At 41.1% G+C, this 20139-nt stretch carries 16 protein-coding genes; 13 read left to right on the forward strand and 3 right to left on the reverse strand.

Translation table 11 applies throughout. The features are described from left to right. Nucleotides 1-148 precede the first annotated feature (148 nt). Nucleotides 149-1141 (reverse strand): hypothetical protein, encoded by a 993-nt coding sequence (locus V7K44_RS15775; RefSeq protein ID WP_334932895.1) that lies wholly within the window; start codon nucleotides 1139-1141, stop codon nucleotides 149-151. 577 nt (nucleotides 1142-1718) lie between these two features. Between V7K44_RS15775 and V7K44_RS15780 the strand changes: the two genes are divergently transcribed. The 3 genes from V7K44_RS15780 (at nucleotide 1719) to V7K44_RS15790 (ending at nucleotide 4667) form a co-directional block, all read left to right on the forward strand. Then, nucleotides 1719-2909, forward strand: a complete 1191-nt coding sequence (locus tag V7K44_RS15780; RefSeq protein ID WP_334932896.1) for a pyridoxal phosphate-dependent aminotransferase — start codon at nucleotides 1719-1721, stop codon at nucleotides 2907-2909. Nucleotides 2910-2993: 84 nt separating this feature from the next. Then, complete coding sequence (locus V7K44_RS15785) at nucleotides 2994-3431, forward strand: secondary thiamine-phosphate synthase enzyme YjbQ (RefSeq protein WP_334932897.1); 438 nt, start codon at nucleotides 2994-2996, stop codon at nucleotides 3429-3431. Between the two features lie 183 nt (nucleotides 3432-3614). Continuing rightward, nucleotides 3615-4667 (forward strand): aromatic ring-hydroxylating dioxygenase subunit alpha, encoded by a 1053-nt coding sequence (locus tag V7K44_RS15790; protein WP_334932898.1) that lies wholly within the window; start codon nucleotides 3615-3617, stop codon nucleotides 4665-4667. Between the two features lies 1 nt (nucleotide 4668). Here V7K44_RS15790 and V7K44_RS15795 read toward each other — a convergent pair whose 3' ends face one another. Next, nucleotides 4669-5343 carry an SDR family oxidoreductase gene (locus V7K44_RS15795; protein ID WP_334932899.1) on the reverse strand — a complete coding sequence of 225 codons (675 nt, stop codon included), beginning with the start codon at nucleotides 5341-5343 and terminating at the stop codon, nucleotides 4669-4671. A gap of 321 nt (nucleotides 5344-5664) precedes the next feature. Here V7K44_RS15795 and V7K44_RS15800 point away from each other — a divergent pair, with 321 nt between their 5' ends. From V7K44_RS15800 to V7K44_RS33210, 10 genes are all read left to right on the forward strand, one after another. Beyond that, complete coding sequence (locus tag V7K44_RS15800; RefSeq protein WP_334932900.1) at nucleotides 5665-6060, forward strand: hypothetical protein; 396 nt, start codon at nucleotides 5665-5667, stop codon at nucleotides 6058-6060. A gap of 409 nt (nucleotides 6061-6469) precedes the next feature. Next, nucleotides 6470-8233, forward strand: a complete 1764-nt coding sequence (locus V7K44_RS15805) for a WD40 repeat domain-containing protein (protein WP_334932901.1) — start codon at nucleotides 6470-6472, stop codon at nucleotides 8231-8233. 614 nt (nucleotides 8234-8847) lie between these two features. Beyond that, a complete protein-coding gene (locus V7K44_RS15810) occupies nucleotides 8848-9042 on the forward strand; it encodes a hypothetical protein (RefSeq protein WP_334932902.1) in 195 nt (64 codons plus the stop codon). 892 nt (nucleotides 9043-9934) lie between these two features. Further along, nucleotides 9935-10222, forward strand: a complete 288-nt coding sequence (locus V7K44_RS15815) for a hypothetical protein (protein ID WP_334932903.1) — start codon at nucleotides 9935-9937, stop codon at nucleotides 10220-10222. Between the two features lie 522 nt (nucleotides 10223-10744). Beyond that, nucleotides 10745-11005, forward strand: a complete 261-nt coding sequence (locus V7K44_RS15820) for a hypothetical protein (RefSeq protein ID WP_334932904.1) — start codon at nucleotides 10745-10747, stop codon at nucleotides 11003-11005. 94 nt (nucleotides 11006-11099) lie between these two features. Next, nucleotides 11100-11360 carry a hypothetical protein gene (locus V7K44_RS15825; protein WP_334932905.1) on the forward strand — a complete coding sequence of 87 codons (261 nt, stop codon included), beginning with the start codon at nucleotides 11100-11102 and terminating at the stop codon, nucleotides 11358-11360. 95 nt (nucleotides 11361-11455) lie between these two features. Continuing rightward, nucleotides 11456-11713 (forward strand): hypothetical protein, encoded by a 258-nt coding sequence (locus V7K44_RS15830; RefSeq protein WP_334932906.1) that lies wholly within the window; start codon nucleotides 11456-11458, stop codon nucleotides 11711-11713. 667 nt (nucleotides 11714-12380) lie between these two features. Then, nucleotides 12381-13820, forward strand: a complete 1440-nt coding sequence (locus V7K44_RS15835) for an NHLP bacteriocin system secretion protein (RefSeq protein ID WP_334932907.1) — start codon at nucleotides 12381-12383, stop codon at nucleotides 13818-13820. Between the two features lie 97 nt (nucleotides 13821-13917). Continuing rightward, the gene (locus V7K44_RS15840) at nucleotides 13918-14391 is read left to right on the forward strand and encodes a hypothetical protein (protein WP_334932908.1); all 474 of its coding nucleotides are present in this window, start codon (nucleotides 13918-13920) and stop codon (nucleotides 14389-14391) included. Further along, on the forward strand, nucleotides 14351-19597 hold the full coding sequence (locus V7K44_RS33210; RefSeq protein ID WP_442940696.1) for an NHLP family bacteriocin export ABC transporter peptidase/permease/ATPase subunit: 5247 nt from the start codon (nucleotides 14351-14353) through the stop codon (nucleotides 19595-19597). Before V7K44_RS15840 ends, V7K44_RS33210 begins: the two co-directional genes overlap by 41 nt. A gap of 315 nt (nucleotides 19598-19912) precedes the next feature. On the opposite strand, the gene V7K44_RS15855 is transcribed toward V7K44_RS33210, so the two are convergent. Continuing rightward, nucleotides 19913-20131: a hypothetical protein gene (locus tag V7K44_RS15855; RefSeq protein ID WP_334932909.1), complete on the reverse strand. Its 219-nt coding sequence runs from the start codon at nucleotides 20129-20131 to the stop codon at nucleotides 19913-19915. Nucleotides 20132-20139: the final 8 nt, after the last annotated feature.

Raw genomic sequence — 20139 nt, forward strand, 5'->3', positions numbered from 1 at the left:
TATGAGGCGCGATCGCTATTACACTTTGTTAGTACTGCCTGAACCTCAGACAGCACATTATACACTATCAAAGCTTTATAGAAAATAACCAAAGCAGCCTTTCAATAATTTAAATTAAGCGCAAAAGAATGCAGAGTTTTAGCAAAATTTATTTGCTCTGAACTGGCTCAATTCTATATTTAGCTTTAACCAACTCAGCCAATTGTATCAAAAGTTTTTTCACTCTAGCTTGAATATATTTAGGATTTTTAGGTACACGTTTAGCTATATATCTTAAGAAAGCAATCTGATAGCCAAACTTATATTTAATTGCGGAAAATATATTATAATTAATCTGCTTAGTGGAACCTTTCTCTAGGTTTTTTAACTTTGTTACCTCACGATGATATATGGGATGCTCTCCCCAAACGCAGGCAAAGTGTACAAGAGCAGGAGACACCACCTGATTGTATTTTTGAAAAGTCGATTGACCTTTAATAGCATCTATATTAAAAGAACCACGAAGACCTATAGGTGTTCGCATCATCTGACCATTATCTTCAAACATACTTTGATTGTGTAGCATCATAGCTAGACCAAAAATACGTTCATCATTAGGACCATCACCACGAAATTCGCTAATACCTAGCTTTTGCCAATCCTTTGCCAATTCTAGTGCTGTTTCAAAAAAGGCCTTAGCAGTATCGTTTTTTTCAAAATAATAGAGACCTCCATTAAATCTAGGTAATTTTGTTAGATTAAATCGTTTGAGTGTGTCATCTACATCAATGAATGTATCTTTATCGCCTGCTTGAAGATATACATTACCTGCCACACTAAAACTTTTACCTTTAAAATCATCAAAAATAAAGTTAATATCCCTTACTGCTATGCAATCACTATCAATACAAACTGTATATTTAAATGGAGAATAATCATAGACATGAAGCTTTTGTTTTACGTTAGAACCGTATTCATCTCTAATGTTTATAACGCAATCATAAAGCTCTAGTAAATCTTTATCATTCTCACGATCGGTAACAATAGCACGCGGAACATTTGGTGAATGAAGCCGTAGAGAACGTGCTAATGACTTTGCCATTTCAAGATAATAAGATGCTCCGTAAGCATAGGTGATAATGCCACGTTGTGAAATAAACATTATTTTATTAATTAACAGTATCTAAGCTTTCGTTTTGTAATTGCATTCTACCTTAATACGCCAAAAGATAGATATCTACTAATATCAATTAAGCTTAAATTCTGTGTAAAGTGTCTGTAAACCATAGTCGAAATTTTATTGAAGTCTGTTTAAAGAAACCTAATTGATTGACTTTAGAATACCATTTTAAAGGTATAGATAGATTAAAGAAAAGAGATGTATACAGCAAAAAACAACATAAATATCGGATTTTATACTCATACAACCCTAAAATTAAATGTAGAAAATGGATTGTTATACATCTATTAACTTGATATTTAAATCAGTACTAGAACGCAGTATAGGTCGGCGGAAATAAACAGACCATATTGGTGAGAGAATACATAATCAGGTTAAAACCCATCCATTTTGGGGCGCGGATCGAGGAATCAGGATGTGGCTAGATTAACTCCTAAAATATTAAATTTAAGCGATGGTGAGTCATCGAGCGTCAGGGGTGGTTTATTTCCACCATGCTGTACTAGTTGATTGTTCACCTACTAAGAGATACTAAAAGCAGGTACATAGGCAAGAAAATATGGAATCCCTAACCTCTCGTATGCAGGCGGTACAATCGCCAATTATTCCTGTGGTTGGGGAACTGATTAACAACTCTCCTGGAACCATCTCTCTAGGACAAGGTGTTGTTTTTTACAACCCACCACATGAAGCGATAGAATTTTTAACCAAATTCTTAGCCGAACCCGCCAATAATTTATACAAATCAGTTGAGGGAATTCCCCCTTTACTCACAGCACTTGCGGTAAAATTGCAAGCCTTCAACGGGATTGAAATCAACGGGGAAAACTGCATCGTTGTGACAGCAGGAAGCAATATGGGATTTATGAATACCATTCTTGCTATTACTAACCCAGGCGACGAAATTATTCTGAATACGCCCTACTACTTCAACCACGAAATGGCGATCGCAATGGCTGGTTGTCGTGCGGTATTAGTGGCGACTGATGAAAATTACCAACTGCGAAAAGAAGCGATCGCTCAAGCAATTACTCCTAAAACACGGGCTGTAGTGACGATTTCACCAAATAATCCCACTGGAGTTGTCTATTCTGAAGCCGCATTGCGCCAAGTAAATCAAATTTGTGCTATTCACAGTATTTACCACATCAGCGATGAAGCTTATGAATACTTTACATATAACGGTGTAAAACACGTTTCACCTGGCTCATTTGGTAATAGCAGCGAGTACACCATTTCTCTGTATAGCTTTTCTAAAGCATACGGTTTTGCGAGTTGGCGCATTGGCTACATGGTGATTCCTAAACACTTACTTGTCGCTGTTAAAAAAGTCCAGGATACAATTTTGATTTGTCCGCCAGTCATTTCTCAATATGCAGCTTTAGGGGCATTGCAGGCAAAAGAGGATTATTTGAAGAGTCATATAGGAGCGTTGGCGCAGCCCGCCGTAGGCATCGCTCAGGTACGCCAACTAGTATTAGACTCCCTTAATCGTCTACAAGGCTTATGTAGTATTATCCCTGCCAATGGCGCTTTCTATTTTTTCCTGAAAGTTCATACCCAGATGGATGCTTTTGAGTTAGTCAAAAGACTGATCCAAGAACATAAAGTAGCAGTTATTCCAGGTACAACCTTTGGCATAGATGACGGATGCTATCTACGCGTCGCCTATGGGGCGTTGCAAAAAGAGACGGCAAAAGAAGGGATAGAAAGATTAGTACAAGGTTTGGAAACTATAGTTAGGAGTTAAAAGTCATTCAATTCCTGCCTCACTTCGGCTACGCTCAGTGACCACCTGCCTCCTGCCTGCAATCCCAAATATAAAATTCAACAGATGCCAACTATTCATAAGTTAATTGAAATTGAAACTGAGCCAAAAATTAATATTCATCATATTACCCCACAAATTCAAGATTTTATTGCCTCAACATCAATTAAAAATGGACAAGTTTTAGTATTTTCTCAACACACTACAACAGCGTTATCTATCAACGAAAATGAAGTCAGTTTATTAGAAGATATAAAAGTATTCTTGCAAAAAATAGCACCAGAATCAGACAGCTATTTGCATAATGACTTGCATTTAAGAGATGTCCCAGAAGATGAGCCGATTAATGCTCACTCTCATTTAATGGCAATGATGCTGAACACTAGTGAGATAATTCCCATTGTGGATGGTAAATTAGCTTTGGGAACTTGGCAATCTGTGTTGTTTTTTGAGTTGGATGGCCCGCGTAAAAGAACAGTATTTGTACAAATTTCTGGCGAATAATGCAATCTCAAACCTGCAATCCTCTCTGAGCAACCTAAATCTGAGAGAATTACGAACACGACTAATAAGTACATCAGTTAAACTTACCTACAGCAATTAAAAACCTGAAAGAATGTTTTCAAGCATCACCTTCCTTTCCACAAACCAGGACTTTCGTTGTGTCAAAGGCAGAGGCCATTAGTTATGAAAAATAACGATAATTTTGTATTACGTAATACTTGGTACTATGCTCTGCCTAGCGATCAAATCAAGCCAGGTATGATGATCAGCCGCATTTTCTTAGGAGAACCGGTGCTGTTAGTTCGTAGCCAGGATGGCAAAGTGTCTGCAATGACGGACATTTGTCCCCATCGTGGTGTGCCCTTGAGTTGTGGGAGATTCAATGGGCAAGAAGTTGAATGCTGTTACCACGGTTGGCGCTTTAACTCTGCTGGGCGCTGTACTGCGATACCTTCTCTTGTAGAGGAGCAGCAAATGGATTTGAGTCGCTTTGACGTGCAGTCATACACAATCCGCGAAGCCCAAGGAAATATCTGGATATATATGCCCGATCCCGATAACCCTCAACCGGCTTCTGAGATGGAAATTCCGGTAATCCCAGGGTTTGGCGATCGCTCTCACCAGTTCGTAGAGGTGGTAAAATTTCCTTGTTTTATAGATCATGCAGTGGTAGGTCTGATGGACCCGGCTCATTCACCTTATGTTCATCGTGCTTGGTGGTGGCGAAATGAGCAATTGCATGAGGAAGTGAAGCAATTTGATGCTTCGCCCTACGGTTTCACGATGCGACGACACCGATTACCAGCAAATGGGGGTCGTTTATATTGGCTGATTGGCGGTGGTGTCCCGGAAACGGAGATTTCTTTTCGTTTACCTGGAGTTAGAATCGAGGAAACCACCATTGGTAATAATCGAGTCGTTAATTTGACGGCAGTTACACCAATTTCAGACACAGAAACGGAGGTAACTTTTGCTCTTTACTGGACACTTCCTTGGGTGGGATTTTTCAAGCCACTGCTACACGTCCTGGCGCGGACTTTCATTGGCCAAGACCGAACGGTGGTAGAAAAGCAGCAGATTGGTTTGAAATATAACCCTGTGCTACGGCTGATTAAAGACTCAGATATGCAGGCACAGTGGTATTACCAGTTAAAGCGGGAGTATGCTCGATCTGTTGCTGAAGGACGAGAATTTGTCAATCCTGTCAAGAGTCAAATACTCCGCTGGCGTGCTTAAATTACTCCAAAGTAAATTCGGCAAATTCTCTTTGTCCGAACAGCATATTTCGGTCTACGGCTGACAATATTTTATTATTGGCGCGTTGGCTATTTAAACAGCGACCAACTAACTGCGCCACATCTGCACGATTAATGCTACCAATAATGTGCGGATCTTCGGTTAAAACGCCATTACCCGTTGCTGGTTCTGACTTTAGTCCACCAGGACGGATGATTGTATAGGTAAGTCCACTGGCAATTAAGTGTTGTTCGGCTTTGTCTTTCTCAGCTAAAACTTTTCCCAGTACCTCTAAAACTTGGGGTGAGGCAGCAACAACACTATTGCCAGCACCGATGGAAGATACAAGAATAAACTTTTGCACCCCAGCTTTAATTGCTACATCAATCAGATTTCTATTACCAGGGTAATCCGGTCTTTCTACATCTGATGGTAAACCGCCAATTGTACTGATAACGGTGTGAATAGCTTTATCTGTCAGCATTGCGCGTTCTACATCGCCAAGATTCAAGGCATCTCCCTGAACTACTTCAATACCCATTGTTTCTATTTCACTAGCAACTGTTGTTCTCAAGAGTGCTTTGACTTTTAGCTGTTGTGCTGTGAGATATTGAGCAATTTCTCGACCAACACCGCGACTTGCTCCAGCCAGAAAAATATAAGATGCACTTGTCATAATAAACTTAACTACTTACGCTCAAAGGATTTTATCAGACAATTGCTCAAGTCCCTGAGATGCTTATGGTTGGTGGCGAACATAAGTGTCAATAAACTTACACCGTAGCGCGCTGTTGTTTACAATAACTACATCCTAGGTTCCTCCCATCAGTAGAAGTGGTAGCGAGTCTGGTAAAATCCCAATCTAGCGATCGCAAATAACTGAGTAACTATAATTACAAAAATATATAAGATAGCAATTATACCTAACCCAATGGTAGGAAGTATTTTAATCAGCAATTATGTCAATGTAGCAAATAACTTTTCAATGGATTTACTTATGGCTAAAAAATCTCAACCCAATGTAGAACCATACCAAGATGTCAGATTATCTGCCACTACAAGAATTTGGGTAATTACAGTAGCCATTCTGGGAGTTTGCGTACCATTGTCAGCCGTTACTAGAAGCGGTGCTATTCTTCCTTTAGTTGCTATTGGTGGCGCAGCTGTTGGTACAGTTGCAGTTTGGCGTTCTGATGACAAAAAATCAAAAACTAACTATTTGCAACAGCAGCAAATAGAACTGCTAGAGCAGAGATTAGCGAATTTAGAAACAATTGTTAGCAGTGATGACTTGAACTTGCAAATGAAAATTAAACAGATCGAAGCAAGGGATACTTTTGGTGACTCCTCTGATGTAAGTACTACACCCAGACAACCAAAACGCAAAGGTTAAAATAAGCCAATCTTCACCATTTATTTCGATTTCAGACGATATTTCGGAGAATTATCGTTACTAGGTTATTTTTATCTAGCTATTTGCTGACTTAACGTTACTGTAATCTTTGATCCGTCTCAAATTCAACTTTCTTTTACAGCTAGAAGTGTTTCTAGGGAAACAGTATCTCTTTATCCATCTCCGTTAGAATTGACTGATATCATCTAATTCTATATACTTCAACGCATCAGTTCATGAAATGTCTAAGTACTATCCATCTATCTATTTCACGGAAACATTTGTCAATGGCTGTGTTTTATTAGACTGTTAATATTACTGAATTTTTAATTAACTAAGGTTATAAACTTGAGTAATTGCATTTGTATAGCTTACCGTAGGTATGCAATAGTTTGCCGTAGGAATGTAGATGGATTGGATTAGCTTACTCAAAGCTCAACAAACTGACTTCCTTCAACGTGTGAAAAAACCTAAGACTTATGACTTATCTTTGCTGGAAAGTCAAGTTAAAGGTTGTCACACTGAAGTTATGGCCTTTTGGGGCGAGCCTTTGGCTAGACTCCAAGAACTTTCTCGCCAACAAGCAGAAGTTCTCGCCAAAAATCCGCCGCCGACGCCGCCGGAATATCCTGAGCCTCCTGACTGGACGATACCTTTTCCCAAATACTTCCAACAACAAGCCCAAGATTATCTTTTACGGGAACATATTGTTGACGGGGTAATAACTGAACGCTTGGGCAAGTTAGTAAAAAAGGTGTCACAAGATACTTTGCAAACCATGATTCTAGATGATGAAGGAAATTTGGGTGGCGAAAGTAAATTTCCTTATACGATCAAAAATCATCCTCAGGTAAGTGTTCAAGTTTACGTTGCTGATGGAGAAAGTTTTAATGGTATTAAGAAAGACAAAATTAGGTGGTCTGTTACTCAAGAAGATTTAAAAAATCACCAAGTATTAATTTTTCTGTGTTTGTTTTATCCATCAACAGGTAATTTAGGTTACGAAAAACAAAGCATAATAACAGGGTTTTTACCTACAAATCAGCTTGAGTTTAGCGAACCAAAACTTTATGTCACTCCGAGTAATTTGTTATATGCGGGAGGGTTGAACTGGTATTTAGAATCACTTATGGGTAAAAAAGACACATCGCCAGTAATTAACGAGAGAGCGATCGCAGATACAATAGAGACTCTACCATCAGAACATTGTCTCAAAGGTATAGTCGGTGACTGGGAATGCTGGCAGACTTTGCAAGGACATACCAGAGGCATTAATTGCCTAGCTTTCAGTTCCGCGTGCAACAATGGCAAAGCCTTACCCATATTGGCAAGTGGTAGTCGTGGAGAAACTAAACTCTGGGATTTAAGCAAGGGTGAATTAATAGAGACCTTATCAGAGTATCCTTGGGTAATATCTGGGCTGGTGGATGAAGTGAATTCCCTAGCTTTTAGTTCAGATGGACAGACTTTAGTGAGTTGCGGTGCAGATTCGACAATTAAGCTTTGGCACGTAGGCGCTTTAGACTTGATAGATATTTTGCACAAACATAATGGGGTAGTGCGGTGTGCTGCTTTCACCCCAGATGGCAGAATGTTAGCAACAGGCGGAGATGACAGAAAAATTCTGTTTTGGGATTTGATGCAACGTCAGGTTGCGATCGCACTTTCCTTAGATGATACAGCTGCTCATTCCCTAGTTTTAAGTCGAGACGGCGAAACTCTAGTTACAGGTAGCTACCGCAAAATCAAAGTTTGGCGCACCTCACCCCAAACGGGAATCAAAAGTTTAAAAGATGCACAACCACTGCATATCCTCATGGGTCATTCTCACATCGTTTGTTCCTTAGCAATCAGTGCAGATGGTAAACTGCTCGTGAGTGGTAGCTGGGATCAAACGATTAAAGTTTGGCAATTAGAGACTGGGGAATTACTTCATACCCTTAAAGGACATCGAGATAGGGTATATGCGATCGCTTTAAGTCCCGATGGACAAATTATCGCCAGCGGTAGTGCTGATAAAACTATCAAGTTGTGGCATTTACAAACCGGGGAATTGCTGGGTACATTTACAGGTCATGGGAATATAGTCACAGCATTAGCCTTCACAGCTTCCGGTGAGATGTTAGTCAGTGGGAGTTTGGATAAGACAATTAAAATTTGGCAACGCAGTTAAATCATGACACTCTCTACATAGCTTGCCGCTTTACAGGAGTAATACCATTTCGGGTGCATCCCAGTTTTTACTTTGCGATCAGAGAATAACTTGTCATTGCGAACGCGAACAGCGTCTCGTAGAGAGGAGGGACGACGAACGCAAGTGCGTGTCGCAGACAAGCAATCCCCCAATCTCTTACTAAGCAACAGTTGATGGGATTGCCACGCTCCACTTCGTTGCGCTCGCAATGACAGGCAAAAAAGTGGGATGCTCCCTACCATTTCTTTGTGAGGCTGCGCCAAACCCTTTTAACTTCTTTCTTTGTGTCCACCTCTTACGAGGCGCTGCGCGAATAGATCATGCTTTTTCCATGTGTGCAAAAGCTCTCTTACTTAAACTATCAAAATTTTATATAAAACATCCTACTTTGGTATGAGATTTTTGCGGTTTTATCAGATATTGGACATCGTGAAAATATAGGGAGAAAAGTTAAAAAGTGGGAAAAGGTAGGTTAAGTAGGTTAAGTGGGAAAAGTAGGATCTTTCTTATTTTGCATTGACAAAATATTGAGTAAATTGATATTTGTAAGTACATCCAAGGAACAAACACCTACGTACTTTCTGGAGAAAATTATGACTAACGATAAGAACTTGACACAACTCAGCAATCAAGAAATTATTTTGGAGGAAATTAGCGAGGAAGAATTAGAAGGAGTAGCGGGAGGAGGATTTTTCGCATTTTTACTCGGAGATGTAGTGGGCGGTTTACTCGGAAACGTGGGCACATCTCTTGATATAGTTACTGGACAGCTTTCAACGACTCCCTAAGGTAATTGATCTGCTAAATTCGACGAAAGTAAAGTGTAAGAAATCTAATTTCTAATACATGAGGTGAATTTGAGCGAATCAGCATCGTCAAATAACTCAAGGTGATTTTTGAGAAGTAAATAAAAGCAGGGAAGCAGCTATTATAAAAAGATTAGCCTATAAAGGTTGTGACTTTTATAAAAGTTTGTTGACCTAATAAAATACTACAAATTCACCTTCGTTGTCGCTCAACCAATATTTAGTATAACCTCAATTATACACTCCTCATTGTTGGGTACTGTAGTCAGAAGTCAGAATATCTGACTTCTGAACTTTCTTATGTCACTTCTTTCTGTGTTCACAAAGAATCTATTTGTGCCAGAATTTTGAATTGAGATTAAAGAATTGAGATTTTAGCGGTTCAGTGCTGTAATAAAGATGCGTGATGCTGCCAACATCAACAGTAGTTTGGCAAGCGTATAACAAAGATTTTCATAGCTTTTATTGATAGTTCACTTTTGTCGGATGGCAAAGACTAGCTGACAATCTTTTTTCATGAAAAGTCATAGTATTAAACTTGTATATAGCAGTTCTCGCGTGGATGCAATACACTCTTACCTCTCTCAAAACCTCTCTCCTTTAAGGAGAGAGGCTTTGAATCTTGCTCCCCAACGCTAGTAGTGAAGGGGCTGGGGGTTAGGTCTGTATTGGACTCAACCGAGAAGCGCTATATCGTAGAAAAATTAATAATACAACTAGAAAAAATTGGAGAAATGAAAACTAAAAAATGAGAAAAGTAAGTTAGTTACCAAAAGTAAGATATTTTTTATAATCTGTTGACAAATTATTAAATAAACTGTTATTGGTAAATACATCTCAGACACAAATTGTCTGCATACTTCTGGAGAAATTTATGACTAATATCAATCAAATGAGTTTCAAATCTATCTGTAATCGAAAAGTTATTGTCGAGGAACTGATAGATAGTGAATTAAAAGGAATCGTGGGAGGAAACATTGTTTTGAATTTTTCATCACAGATAAATGCGACTTCAACTGATGGAACTGATGCTACTGTTCAAGACTCAAATCAGGACATTGTAAATACGAAGACTAATCAAAGAACACGCACAAGAAGAAGATTTTCGCTTATAAATGGAGTAGTACAAACAATAGATTCAACAGTGACTTCATCTATTTAGCATTCACGGTAAATCAAACTGAACTCACGGTTTATGTACCCATTTGAAGGTACATATCCCCAACTTCTAAAGAAGTTGGGGATATTACTTTTATGCATAATTTAATATGTTATCCGTCGCTTATTCTGCAAGGTTTTGTAATACCTAGTAATACCTAATAGTAATTTTAAAAAATTTTATTTTTAGATACAGCATCAACTTATCCTACCTTTATTAATTTGAATTAATGCCGATATTTGATATTTCTTAAAACACTAATCTTTAAAAACTTTCTGCTAACTTTATCATTTCTTTATATTTTTTTTAAAAAAAAGAATGTATTGTTTAAACATAGTGAAATTACAAACCAAACCAAAAATAAATTTCGTTATTCATATTATATTTAGTGTGTTTTAACAAAAGATTTTATAATAAAAGTTGTCAGATACTTATTATTCTAAGCGTCTAATAATTTTTATTATTTGGTTAAGCAAAAGAAAGATTTCACTATTCTAAAACCATTTTTTACAAGGAAGGAATTTTATGTCAGTTGTAACATTTGAACAAGAAACACTCGTAGTCATGACCGAATTAGCTGATGAAGAAATCAGTGGAATTGTCGGAGGACGCGGAGGTGTAGATGTCAATAGCAAGACTCAAGTTGGCGTTAATGCCAAAGGTAAGAACGTACAAGTATCCAATCAAGTTGGTAACGGAACAGCGATTGGTGGAGGAGATGCTAAGGTTTATCAAAATTCAAATCAAGAGATTGATAATAGCAGAGACCGTGTGTACTTCTGGTAATAATAGGTACTAGGTTATCTCCATAGTACGCTTATGTTGAGTTACCACCTCAACCAAAAGTTAGTTTAACGATTTTGTACAAGGAAGGAATTTTATGTCAGTTGTAACACTTGAACAAGAAACACTCGTAGTCATGACCGAATTAGCTGATGAAGAAATCAGTGGAATTGTCGGAGGACGCGGAGGTGTAGATGTCAATAGCAAGACTCAAGTTGGCGTTAATGCCAAAGGTAAGAACGTACAAGTATCCAATCAAGTTGGTAACGGAACAGCGATTGGTGGAGGAGATGCTAAGGTTTATCAAAATTCAAATCAAGAGATTGATAATAGCAGAGACCGTGTGTACTTCTATTAATAATAGGTACTAGGTTATCTCCATAGTACGCTTATGTTGAGTTACCACCTCAACCAAAAGTTACTTTAACGATTTTGTACAAGGAAGGAATTTTGATGTCAGTTGTAACACTTGAACAAGAAACACTCGCAGTCATGACCGAGTTAGCTGATGAAGAAATCAGTGGAATTGTCGGAGGACGCGGAAATGTAGATATCGATACCAAGGCTAAAATTGACGTTAATACCAAAGGTAAGAACGTACAAGTATCCAATCAAATTGGTGTTGCAATAGCAATTGGTGGAGGAGATGCTAAGGTTATTCAAAAATCAAATCAAGGGATTGATAATAGCAGAGACCGTGTGCGCTTCTAGTACCAATAGATGCTAGGTTATCTCCATAGCACGCTGATGTTGAGTTAATACCTCAACCAAAAGTCACTTTAACGGTTTGTATTGCCAAAAATTTATCTATGATGATTTGTATAATCATTACAAATCAAAACAACACTAAGCTAGCAAGCATGTAAGTTATGCATTACTTCGTTAAGAGAGTTATTAAACAGTAATCCTTTGCCAATTGCTACGAACAACTGACAAAGGACTACAAACGACCCTTACGAATAAGCTACAGACATCTTATAACATAGTGGTCTGACTATTTCTGGCATCACAACCTTCTACAACGTTACACGAACATTGGCGGGTGTAAGCCGGATAAAAACGAAAGGTCAAATAGTAAGCGACCACTCATTATTATCCCTTACTTCTTACCTACCCGTCAATGTTTTCATATAAAGATTACAAAATCGTTACTTTAACAGAAATTACTCCTCGTCTACGCAAAAATCAAAAATTGATTTTCTCAGCTTTCGACCTTTCATCAGATGGTAGGTTGAATTTTATATATGAATATTAATATCCCAAAGCAAACAAAATATATCTGCCTTCCTCTGAAAGCGGAAGGTAATTTTTTATTCATCAGTTTTCAGCCTAATACCCAATTTCCTTCTGACTGCAATGCAAATTGGGATGGTCTGTGATGGTTAATCAAAAAAACAATCTATTCCGTAAAGAAGCTTTAGAGCGTATTTCTTCCCCAGAAGAACTAGATCAAATTATGCAGGTAGTCAGCCCCAAAAAGTGGCTACCTCTAGTTGCTGTTGGTTCCTTGGTGGCATCTGGGCTGACTTGGAGTTTTTTAGGTCGAATTCCAATTACGGTGATGGGTACTGGCATCATAGTCTATCCCAGTACAATTACTTCGTTTCAGTCACCGATCGCAGGCAGATTGCGAACAGTCAACGTTCGGGTTGGCGATTTTGTCAACAGAGGAGATGTGCTGGCGACTCTAGACCAAAGCGAACTGATGAAACAGCTACAGTTAGTACGCTCAAAACTAGAGCAACTACAGCAAGAGAATCGCGATGCTAACTCAGTGCAACTACTGCGGCAGAATGCAGATAAACAGGCGCTGATACAGCAACGCCAAAGTTTGCAGCAAAATCTCCAAACAGTACAAAAACTCACGCCAATTTTAAGGGAAAAAGGGCTGAACTCGATCCAACGCGATCGCACTAGCCAAATACAAAGCCTTGAATCTTTGCGGGAACTGCTGCCAACTTTTAAACAAAGATTAGACAACCGGAAGCAGCTATTAGGAGAGGGAGCGATTTCTGGGGATACAGTCCTACAGTCACAGCAAGATTACTTAAATGCTGTCAGACAAATTAACGAAGCCGAATCCCAACTCAAGCAATTGGATGTCAAAGAAGCAGATGCCCAACGCCAATATTTAGAAAATATCAACTCAATCAAAGATTTAGAAAGCCAGTTAAAGCAACTAGATAGTAAACAAGCGACATTGGCACAACAAGATTTAGAAGCCGTAACAACCCGCAAGAAAGAAATTCAGGAAGTGCGGCGGAATATTACGCAATTGGCGCTGCAATTATCGAGTAACAGCTTAATCAAAAGCACTTACTCAGGACGGGTTTTAGAAATCTCAGCAACACCAGGGCAGGTTGTCTTACAGGGTACACCCATCGGAGCGATCGCCGCACAAAAGCGATCAGTGCAACTGGAGAGTGTGGCATTTTTTCCCGTTGGTGATGGTAAGCAAATTCAACCAGGGATGAAATTACAAGTCACACCTAGTACAGTGCAACGGGAACGTTTTGGTGGCATCATTGGTGCTGTCACAGATGTCTCAGCTTTTCCCGTGACGAAAGAAGGTGCATTAAGTGTAGTAGGCAGTTCCGAATTCGTCCAAGGTTTGATGTCACAAGGACCACAGATTTTAATTACCGCCCGACTGCAACCAGACACTTCCACAGTCAGCCGCTACAAATGGTCTTCTTCCAAAGGGCCAGAGACGAAAGTAACTTCTGGAACTACTACCTCTGTACAAGTCACCGTCGAAGAACGTGCGCCAATTACATTTGTACTGCCAATTTTGCGATCGTGGAGTGGGGTTTATTGAGCAGGTAAGAGAGGGGCAGAGGGGCAGAAGGGCAGGGGAGCGGAGGGGCGCAAAAGTGGAGTTAAAAAACTTATTCACGAGTATCAAAGACTCATTAATGGAGTTCAAAGACTCATTAATGGAGCTAAAAGGCTCATTAATGGAGTTCAAAGGCTCATTAATGGAGTTCAAAGGCTCATTAATGGAGTTCAAAGGCTCATTAATGGAGTTCAAAGGCTCATTAATGGAGTTCAAAGGCTCATTAATGGAGATAAAAGGCTCATTAATGGAGTTCAAAGACTCATTCACTATTCCTAATGCCCAATACAACTTTTGGAGAGGCAGCACTTCTCTACGAGACGCTGCGCGTAGCTTGCTTCCCCGGAGGGGTACGACTACGCTTTGTTACCATGCCAACGACTACGCGGTAGTTGAATCTCGACTTCGCTCGATTTCCGCGCAGCGATGCACTGAGCTTGTCGAAGTGTCGAAACTCAGTATAAGTGCCCAATTCCCTATAAATGATGATTTCACTTCTTCGCGTTGCTCCTATGATATTGTGGCGAAATCTGCAAAACCTACTAAAGCCTAAAAACAAACGGTGTCGCACTCCAACTCTGCTGCAAATGGAGGTAGTTGAGTGTGGTGCTGCTGCTTTAGGAATTATTCTGAGTTACTACGGTCGCATTGTGCCGCTGACAGAACTCCGACAAGCGTGTGGTGTATCCCGCGATGGAGTTAGTGCGTTAAATATTTTGAAGGCTGCCAGAAATTATCGATTAACCGCTAAGAGCTTTAAAACAAATTTAGCTGCCCTGTCGCAGTTAAAGTTTCCCTTCATTGTATTTTGGCAATTTAACCATTTTCTAGTAGTAGAGGGATTTGGCAAACAGCGAGTTTATCTCAATGACCCCGCTACTGGGCGGCGCACTGTCTCTCTAGAAGAATTTAGCGGTGCTTACACAGGTGTGGTGCTAGCTTTAGAGCCGAGTTCCGAATTTCAGGAAGGAGGACGGAAACCTAGCACTATCCTCGCTTTATGGTCGCGGTTGCGAGGCTCGATTGGGGCATTGATCTACTGTGTGGTGGCAGGATTTTTGTTGGTAATTCCGGGACTGGCCATACCTGCATTTTCTCAAGTATTTATAGACAACGTATTAATTGGGCATCGGAATGAGTGGTTGCGTCCCCTAATTTTAGGGATGATTTTCACAGCCGGACTCAATGGATTTTTGACGCTGCTACAGTTACAGTTTTTGCGTCAGCTGAAAATTAAGTTGTCGGTGGGTATGGAAAGTAAATTTCTCTGGCATATTTTACGCCTACCCATGAGTTTTTACGATCAGCGGTTTGCTGGAGAAATCAGTAGCCGGGTACAACTCAATGACAGTATAGCTAATATGCTTTCGGGTAAATTAGCGACTACAGCGATCGCCACAGCGTCAATATTTCTGTATGTAGTAGTGATGCTGCAATATGATGTAGTGCTAACCTTAATTGCGATCGCCTTTGTCGCTGTTAACCTTGCTGCCTTACAGTGGGTGAGAGGGCGGCGCGTCGATGCCAACATCAAACTGCTCCAAGAACATGGCAAAGTTAGCGGCGTTGCAATTTCTGGTCTTCAGAGTATGGAAACACTTAAAGCCTCTGGGTTAGAGTCAGATTTCTTCTCTCGATGGGCCGGTTACTATGCCAAAGCCATTAATACCCAGCAAGAATTAGAGACAACAAACCAGACATTAGGAGTTTTACCAGATTTCTTGTCTGCGATCGCTTCCATGCTGCTTTTGGCTGTAGGTGGTTTGCGAGTCATGGATGGAACCATGAGCATCGGGATGTTAATAGCCTTTCTCGGCATGATGCAAAATTTTTTCCAGCCGATAAGTAATCTCGTCAACCTGGGAAGTGACCTACAAGAGATGGAAGGTAATTTGACTCGCCTTGATGATGTCTTGCGTAACCCCATTGATTCGCAGTTGCAGGGAAGAGGCAGGGGGGCAGAGGAGGCAGGGGGAGACATGGGAGTAAATTCTTCTTCCTTGTTCTCCTCATCCCTCAACCCTCTTTTTAAACTCCGGGGATATGTTGAATTAGACAATGTGACATTTGGCTATAGCAAAATTGCTCCACCACTGATTGAAAATTTTAGTCTCTCACTCCAGCCAGGACAGCGAGTTGCTTTGGTGGGTGGGAGTGGTTCTGGTAAGTCTACTATTGCCAAACTTTTATGTGGGCTATACCAACCGTGGCAGGGAGAAATTTTGTTTGACGGTAAACCCAAAGAGCAAATTTCCCGCCAAGTACTAGCCAATTCTATATCTGCGGTAGAGCAAGAGATTTTGTTGTTTGCTGGCAGTGTCAGAGACAACTTAACGCTTTGGGATACTACTATACCCGAAAGTCATCTCGTGCGAGCTTGTCAAGATGCAGCAGTCCATGATGTCATTCTCTCATTGCCAGGAGGCTATAGTGCCGACCTGTTAGAAGGTGCTACCAATTTAAGCGGTGGTCAACGGCAACGATTGGAAATTGCCCGTGCTTTGGTGAATAATCCCAGTATCCTGGTGATGGATGAAGCTACTAGTGCCTTGGATGCTGAAACCGAAAAAAATGTGACTCGTAATCTGCGTTTGCGCGGTTGCACTTGCATAATCGTCGCGCATCGACTTTCGACTATCCGAGATTGCGATGAAATTATTGTCCTCGATCGCGGCCAGATAGTCCAACGGGGAACCCATGAGGAATTACAACAGATTGAGGGGCTTTATTTACAGTTGATTCGCAGCGAGGGAGACGGGGAAGCAGGGGAGGCAGGGGGAGCAGGGGAAGAAAATACTTTTTTGTCTCCTTCTGCCCCTTTGCCCCTTTCCCCTTTAAACCAGAGAGAATGCTATCGTTTTCAGGGTAATCAATCGCTACTATTAAACGATCCGCAGACAATTTGGGTAGTAAAATCTGGGTATTTGGCACTATTTGCGATCGCTCTCAATGATGGCATTGCTGAAGGAACTCGTCGCTACTTATTTAGCAGCACCCCAGGACAGGCGATGTTTGGCACTGCCCCAAGTTTAGATGGTAAGCAGCACCAGATTTTAGCGGTGTTCCTTGAGGAAACAGAACTTCTGAAAGTATCGAGAACGGAGTTTAATCAGTTGTTTGCTGATGCCAATAGAGAAGCAGTAGCTTTCATAGAGGGCTGGATTTATCAATTAGGTTCGGTAATTGCAGGTATCACGACCCCAACGACACCACTATTACCCCAAGGAATTCAATACTATTCCTTAGCTAAAAACCAAATATTCCAACCGCCGGGTCATGTATCATGGGTGCAAATCCTCCAAGGGCGTACTAAATGGATGGGGTTTGGCGATCTGCTGTTAACTCCTGTCTCTGAGATATTACCTCTACATCCAAATATGTGGCTAGAGGCAAGTGACACAGTTGAATTGAAAACTGTTAGCACTTTAGAAATTTCAGATGTGAATTGCTTGTTAGGGGGTTTGTCTCAACTACAAACTTATTTCCTGAACTGCATTGAACTGCTGCAACGCCAGGAAATGGATGCAGAATTACTCAGATTTGAAGCTAGGGAAAGTCTTGAAAGGCAAGTGATGCAAGAGACTTTGGCAGAACTAGCATCTGTATTGCCACAGCCAAAGTTAAACAGGTTAAGTAGTAGCTCAGAATTCAGTAATAGTGTCGATGCAAATCACCCAGATCGAGCCTTGCTAGTTGCTGCTGGTGCAGTGGGACGAGCCTTAGGAGTTGAGATTCGTCCCCCAGCCGCGTCAGAAGACGTGAAACGAGTGCAAGATCCTGTAGAAGCGATCGCCCGCGCTTCACATATTCGAGTGCGGCGGATTCAGTTGCGGGATAACTGGTGGCAAAAGGATTCCGGGCCAATGTTGGCATTTACGCTTCAGGACAACCTACCAGTGGCACTGTTACCAATATCTGATACTCGTTATCAACTCTACGCTCCTTGGCAACAGAAGCGCGTCTATGTAGATGCCCCAATTGCCGCAGCTCTCGCTCCCACTGGCTATGTATTCTATCGACCTTTACCGAATAAACAGCTGAAAACTTTTGATTTGCTTCAATTTGCCGTACAAGGACATTCCAAAGAACTAATTGTAATTGTAGTGATGGGAATTACCATCAGCCTTTTAGGAATGCTGACGCCTCAAGCTACAGCTATCCTCATCGACAAAGCTATCCCAGATGCTAATCGGGGGTTGTTGAGCCAACTTGTTGTCGGTTTGCTAGCTGCTGCCTTTGGCGGAATGCTGTTTCAATTAGCTCTTGGGTTTGCTACCATCCGGCTGGAAACTTTTGCCGATTCTGCCACTGAAGCCGCAGTCTGGGATCGATTATTGAACTTAAAGGCGACTTTTTTTCGCTCCTTCTCGGTTGGGGATTTAAATTCGAGAGTCACAGCTATTAGTCAAATTCGCCAAAGATTGGGTAATACGGTATTCAAAACCATCTTTTCCAGTATGTTCTCCCTGCTGAACCTGGGACTGTTGTTTTACTACAGTATTTATTTAGCTCTGATAGCTTGTGTGGTAGCACTGATAAACATTGCCGTCACCATCATTTCCGGTATGCTCATTGTCCGTAAAGTTCGTCCCCTACTAGAACAAGAAGGACAAATCTTTGGCGTGATGGTGCAGTTGATTAATGGAGTAGCCAAACTCCGAGTTGCCAAAGCTGAAGCCCGCGCCTTTGCTTACTGGGGAAAAAAATATACCCATCAACTGAAACTAATGTTGAGTACTCAAGGCATTGAAGATAGCCTTGCAGTCATTAATCAAGTGTTACCTGTGTTAACTACTGCGGCGATTTTCTGGTTTGCTACTACCTTAATTGGACAGTCTCAAACCCCAGGAGCGACTAGTTTATCTACGGGTACTTTCTTAGCATTTAACGTGGCTTTTGGTACATTTATCCACGGGGTTACGAGCTTGAGCAGTACAGTAGTGGAAGTTTTGCAAGTCTTACCCTTGTGGCAAAGGGCCCAGCCAATTCTTCAAGGGGAACTAGAAATCAATTCCAGTCAGGCAGATCCGGGAAGGCTATCAGGTAAATTAGTTGTAGACCACGTAAGTTTCCGCTACCGCGATGATGGGCCTTTAACGTTGGATGATGTCAGCATCCACGCCCAACCCGGAGAATTTATTGCCATTGTTGGGCCTTCTGGTAGTGGTAAATCAACTTTATTGAGATTACTTTTAGGGTTTGAATTCCCGAAAACTGGCAGCATTTACTACGATGGGCAAGATTTAGCTTCTGTGGATGTCCATGCTGTACGCCGCCAATTAGGTGTTGTCATACAAAATAGTCGCTTGATGTCAGCCTCCATTTTTGAGAACATTGCCAGTGGCGCAGTGCTGACGATGGATGAAGCTTGGCAAGCAGCCCAGATGGCAGGTTTCGCGGATGATGTTGCCGCAATGCCAATGCAAATGCATACAGTGGTGAGTGAAGGAGGTAGTAATCTCTCTGGCGGACAACGACAACGGCTGTTGATTGCGAGGGCGTTGGCGTTTAAACCCCGGATTTTGCTATTTGATGAAGCGACGAGTGCCTTGGATAATAGAACCCAGGCAATTGTTAGTCAAAGCTTAGAGCAGTTAAAGGTGACAAGAATTGCGATCGCTCACCGCCTTAGTACCATCCAAAATGCTGACCGAATTTACGTACTCCAAGCTGGCAAGGTAGTACAGCAAGGTAGTTTTACTGATTTGGCAAATCAACCAGGGTTGTTTGCCCAACTCATGTTAAGACAGATGCTTTAGCGACTTAAGGAGGCCGGAGGACGTTCGCGCAGCGTGTCGTAGACAAGGCAGTTCTTGCTGGAGGGAATCCCCGTAAATAAATTTAGTTGCTCTTAAACCCTGTGGCAGAGGGCAAAAAATATATTTTCTTCCTCCTGCCTTCTCCCAAGGGGAGACGCTAAAAGCGATCTGCCTCCCTGCCTCCTGCCCTCTGCCTTTCTTGGGTAAATAACTTCCAAAAAATAAAATAATTATTGTAGAAATTAGGAGTCAGTGCTGCGTCGGCAGCACTGACTCCTGTTCTGTAGTAAATTTAACTATGTATGGTTGGAGTTTTTAGTCAATAGAAATCTGCTGAGGGCCAGTGGCTTTGCCGTTATGTGCATCCGTTGTGTTGCTAGTGTAACTATTTGAGCGGATCTGTTTATCCAGCCAGCTTTTAACGGGATCGTCTGCAAGATTGAGCCGAAGCACACCAGAGAATAACCCACCCACAAATGAGACTGGATGCTGAGTAAATTCTCTGAATATAGGTGACAATTCATTAATGAACATAAAAAGAC

It is taken from the genome of Nostoc sp., assembly GCF_036917235.1.
Classification (GTDB): domain Bacteria; phylum Cyanobacteriota; class Cyanobacteriia; order Cyanobacteriales; family Nostocaceae; genus Nostoc.

Excerpts from the sequence above, each read along its gene's own strand:
- V7K44_RS15775 (WP_334932895.1), bottom strand. The coding sequence starts at position 1,141 with ATGTTTATTTCACAACGTGGCATTATCACCTATGCTTACGGAGCATCT.
- V7K44_RS15780 (WP_334932896.1), top strand. The coding sequence starts at position 1,719 with ATGGAATCCCTAACCTCTCGTATGCAGGCGGTACAATCGCCAATTATT.
- V7K44_RS15785 (WP_334932897.1), top strand. The coding sequence starts at position 2,994 with ATGCCAACTATTCATAAGTTAATTGAAATTGAAACTGAGCCAAAAATT.
- V7K44_RS15790 (WP_334932898.1), top strand. The coding sequence starts at position 3,615 with ATGAAAAATAACGATAATTTTGTATTACGTAATACTTGGTACTATGCT.
- V7K44_RS15795 (WP_334932899.1), bottom strand. The coding sequence starts at position 5,343 with ATGACAAGTGCATCTTATATTTTTCTGGCTGGAGCAAGTCGCGGTGTT.
- V7K44_RS15800 (WP_334932900.1), top strand. The coding sequence starts at position 5,665 with ATGGCTAAAAAATCTCAACCCAATGTAGAACCATACCAAGATGTCAGA.
- V7K44_RS15805 (WP_334932901.1), top strand. The coding sequence starts at position 6,470 with ATGGATTGGATTAGCTTACTCAAAGCTCAACAAACTGACTTCCTTCAA.
- V7K44_RS15810 (WP_334932902.1), top strand. The coding sequence starts at position 8,848 with ATGACTAACGATAAGAACTTGACACAACTCAGCAATCAAGAAATTATT.
- V7K44_RS15815 (WP_334932903.1), top strand. The coding sequence starts at position 9,935 with ATGACTAATATCAATCAAATGAGTTTCAAATCTATCTGTAATCGAAAA.
- V7K44_RS15820 (WP_334932904.1), top strand. The coding sequence starts at position 10,745 with ATGTCAGTTGTAACATTTGAACAAGAAACACTCGTAGTCATGACCGAA.
- V7K44_RS15825 (WP_334932905.1), top strand. The coding sequence starts at position 11,100 with ATGTCAGTTGTAACACTTGAACAAGAAACACTCGTAGTCATGACCGAA.
- V7K44_RS15830 (WP_334932906.1), top strand. The coding sequence starts at position 11,456 with ATGTCAGTTGTAACACTTGAACAAGAAACACTCGCAGTCATGACCGAG.
- V7K44_RS15835 (WP_334932907.1), top strand. The coding sequence starts at position 12,381 with ATGGTTAATCAAAAAAACAATCTATTCCGTAAAGAAGCTTTAGAGCGT.
- V7K44_RS15840 (WP_334932908.1), top strand. The coding sequence starts at position 13,918 with ATGGAGTTCAAAGACTCATTAATGGAGCTAAAAGGCTCATTAATGGAG.
- V7K44_RS33210 (WP_442940696.1), top strand. The coding sequence starts at position 14,351 with ATGATATTGTGGCGAAATCTGCAAAACCTACTAAAGCCTAAAAACAAA.
- V7K44_RS15855 (WP_334932909.1), bottom strand. The coding sequence starts at position 20,131 with ATGTTCATTAATGAATTGTCACCTATATTCAGAGAATTTACTCAGCAT.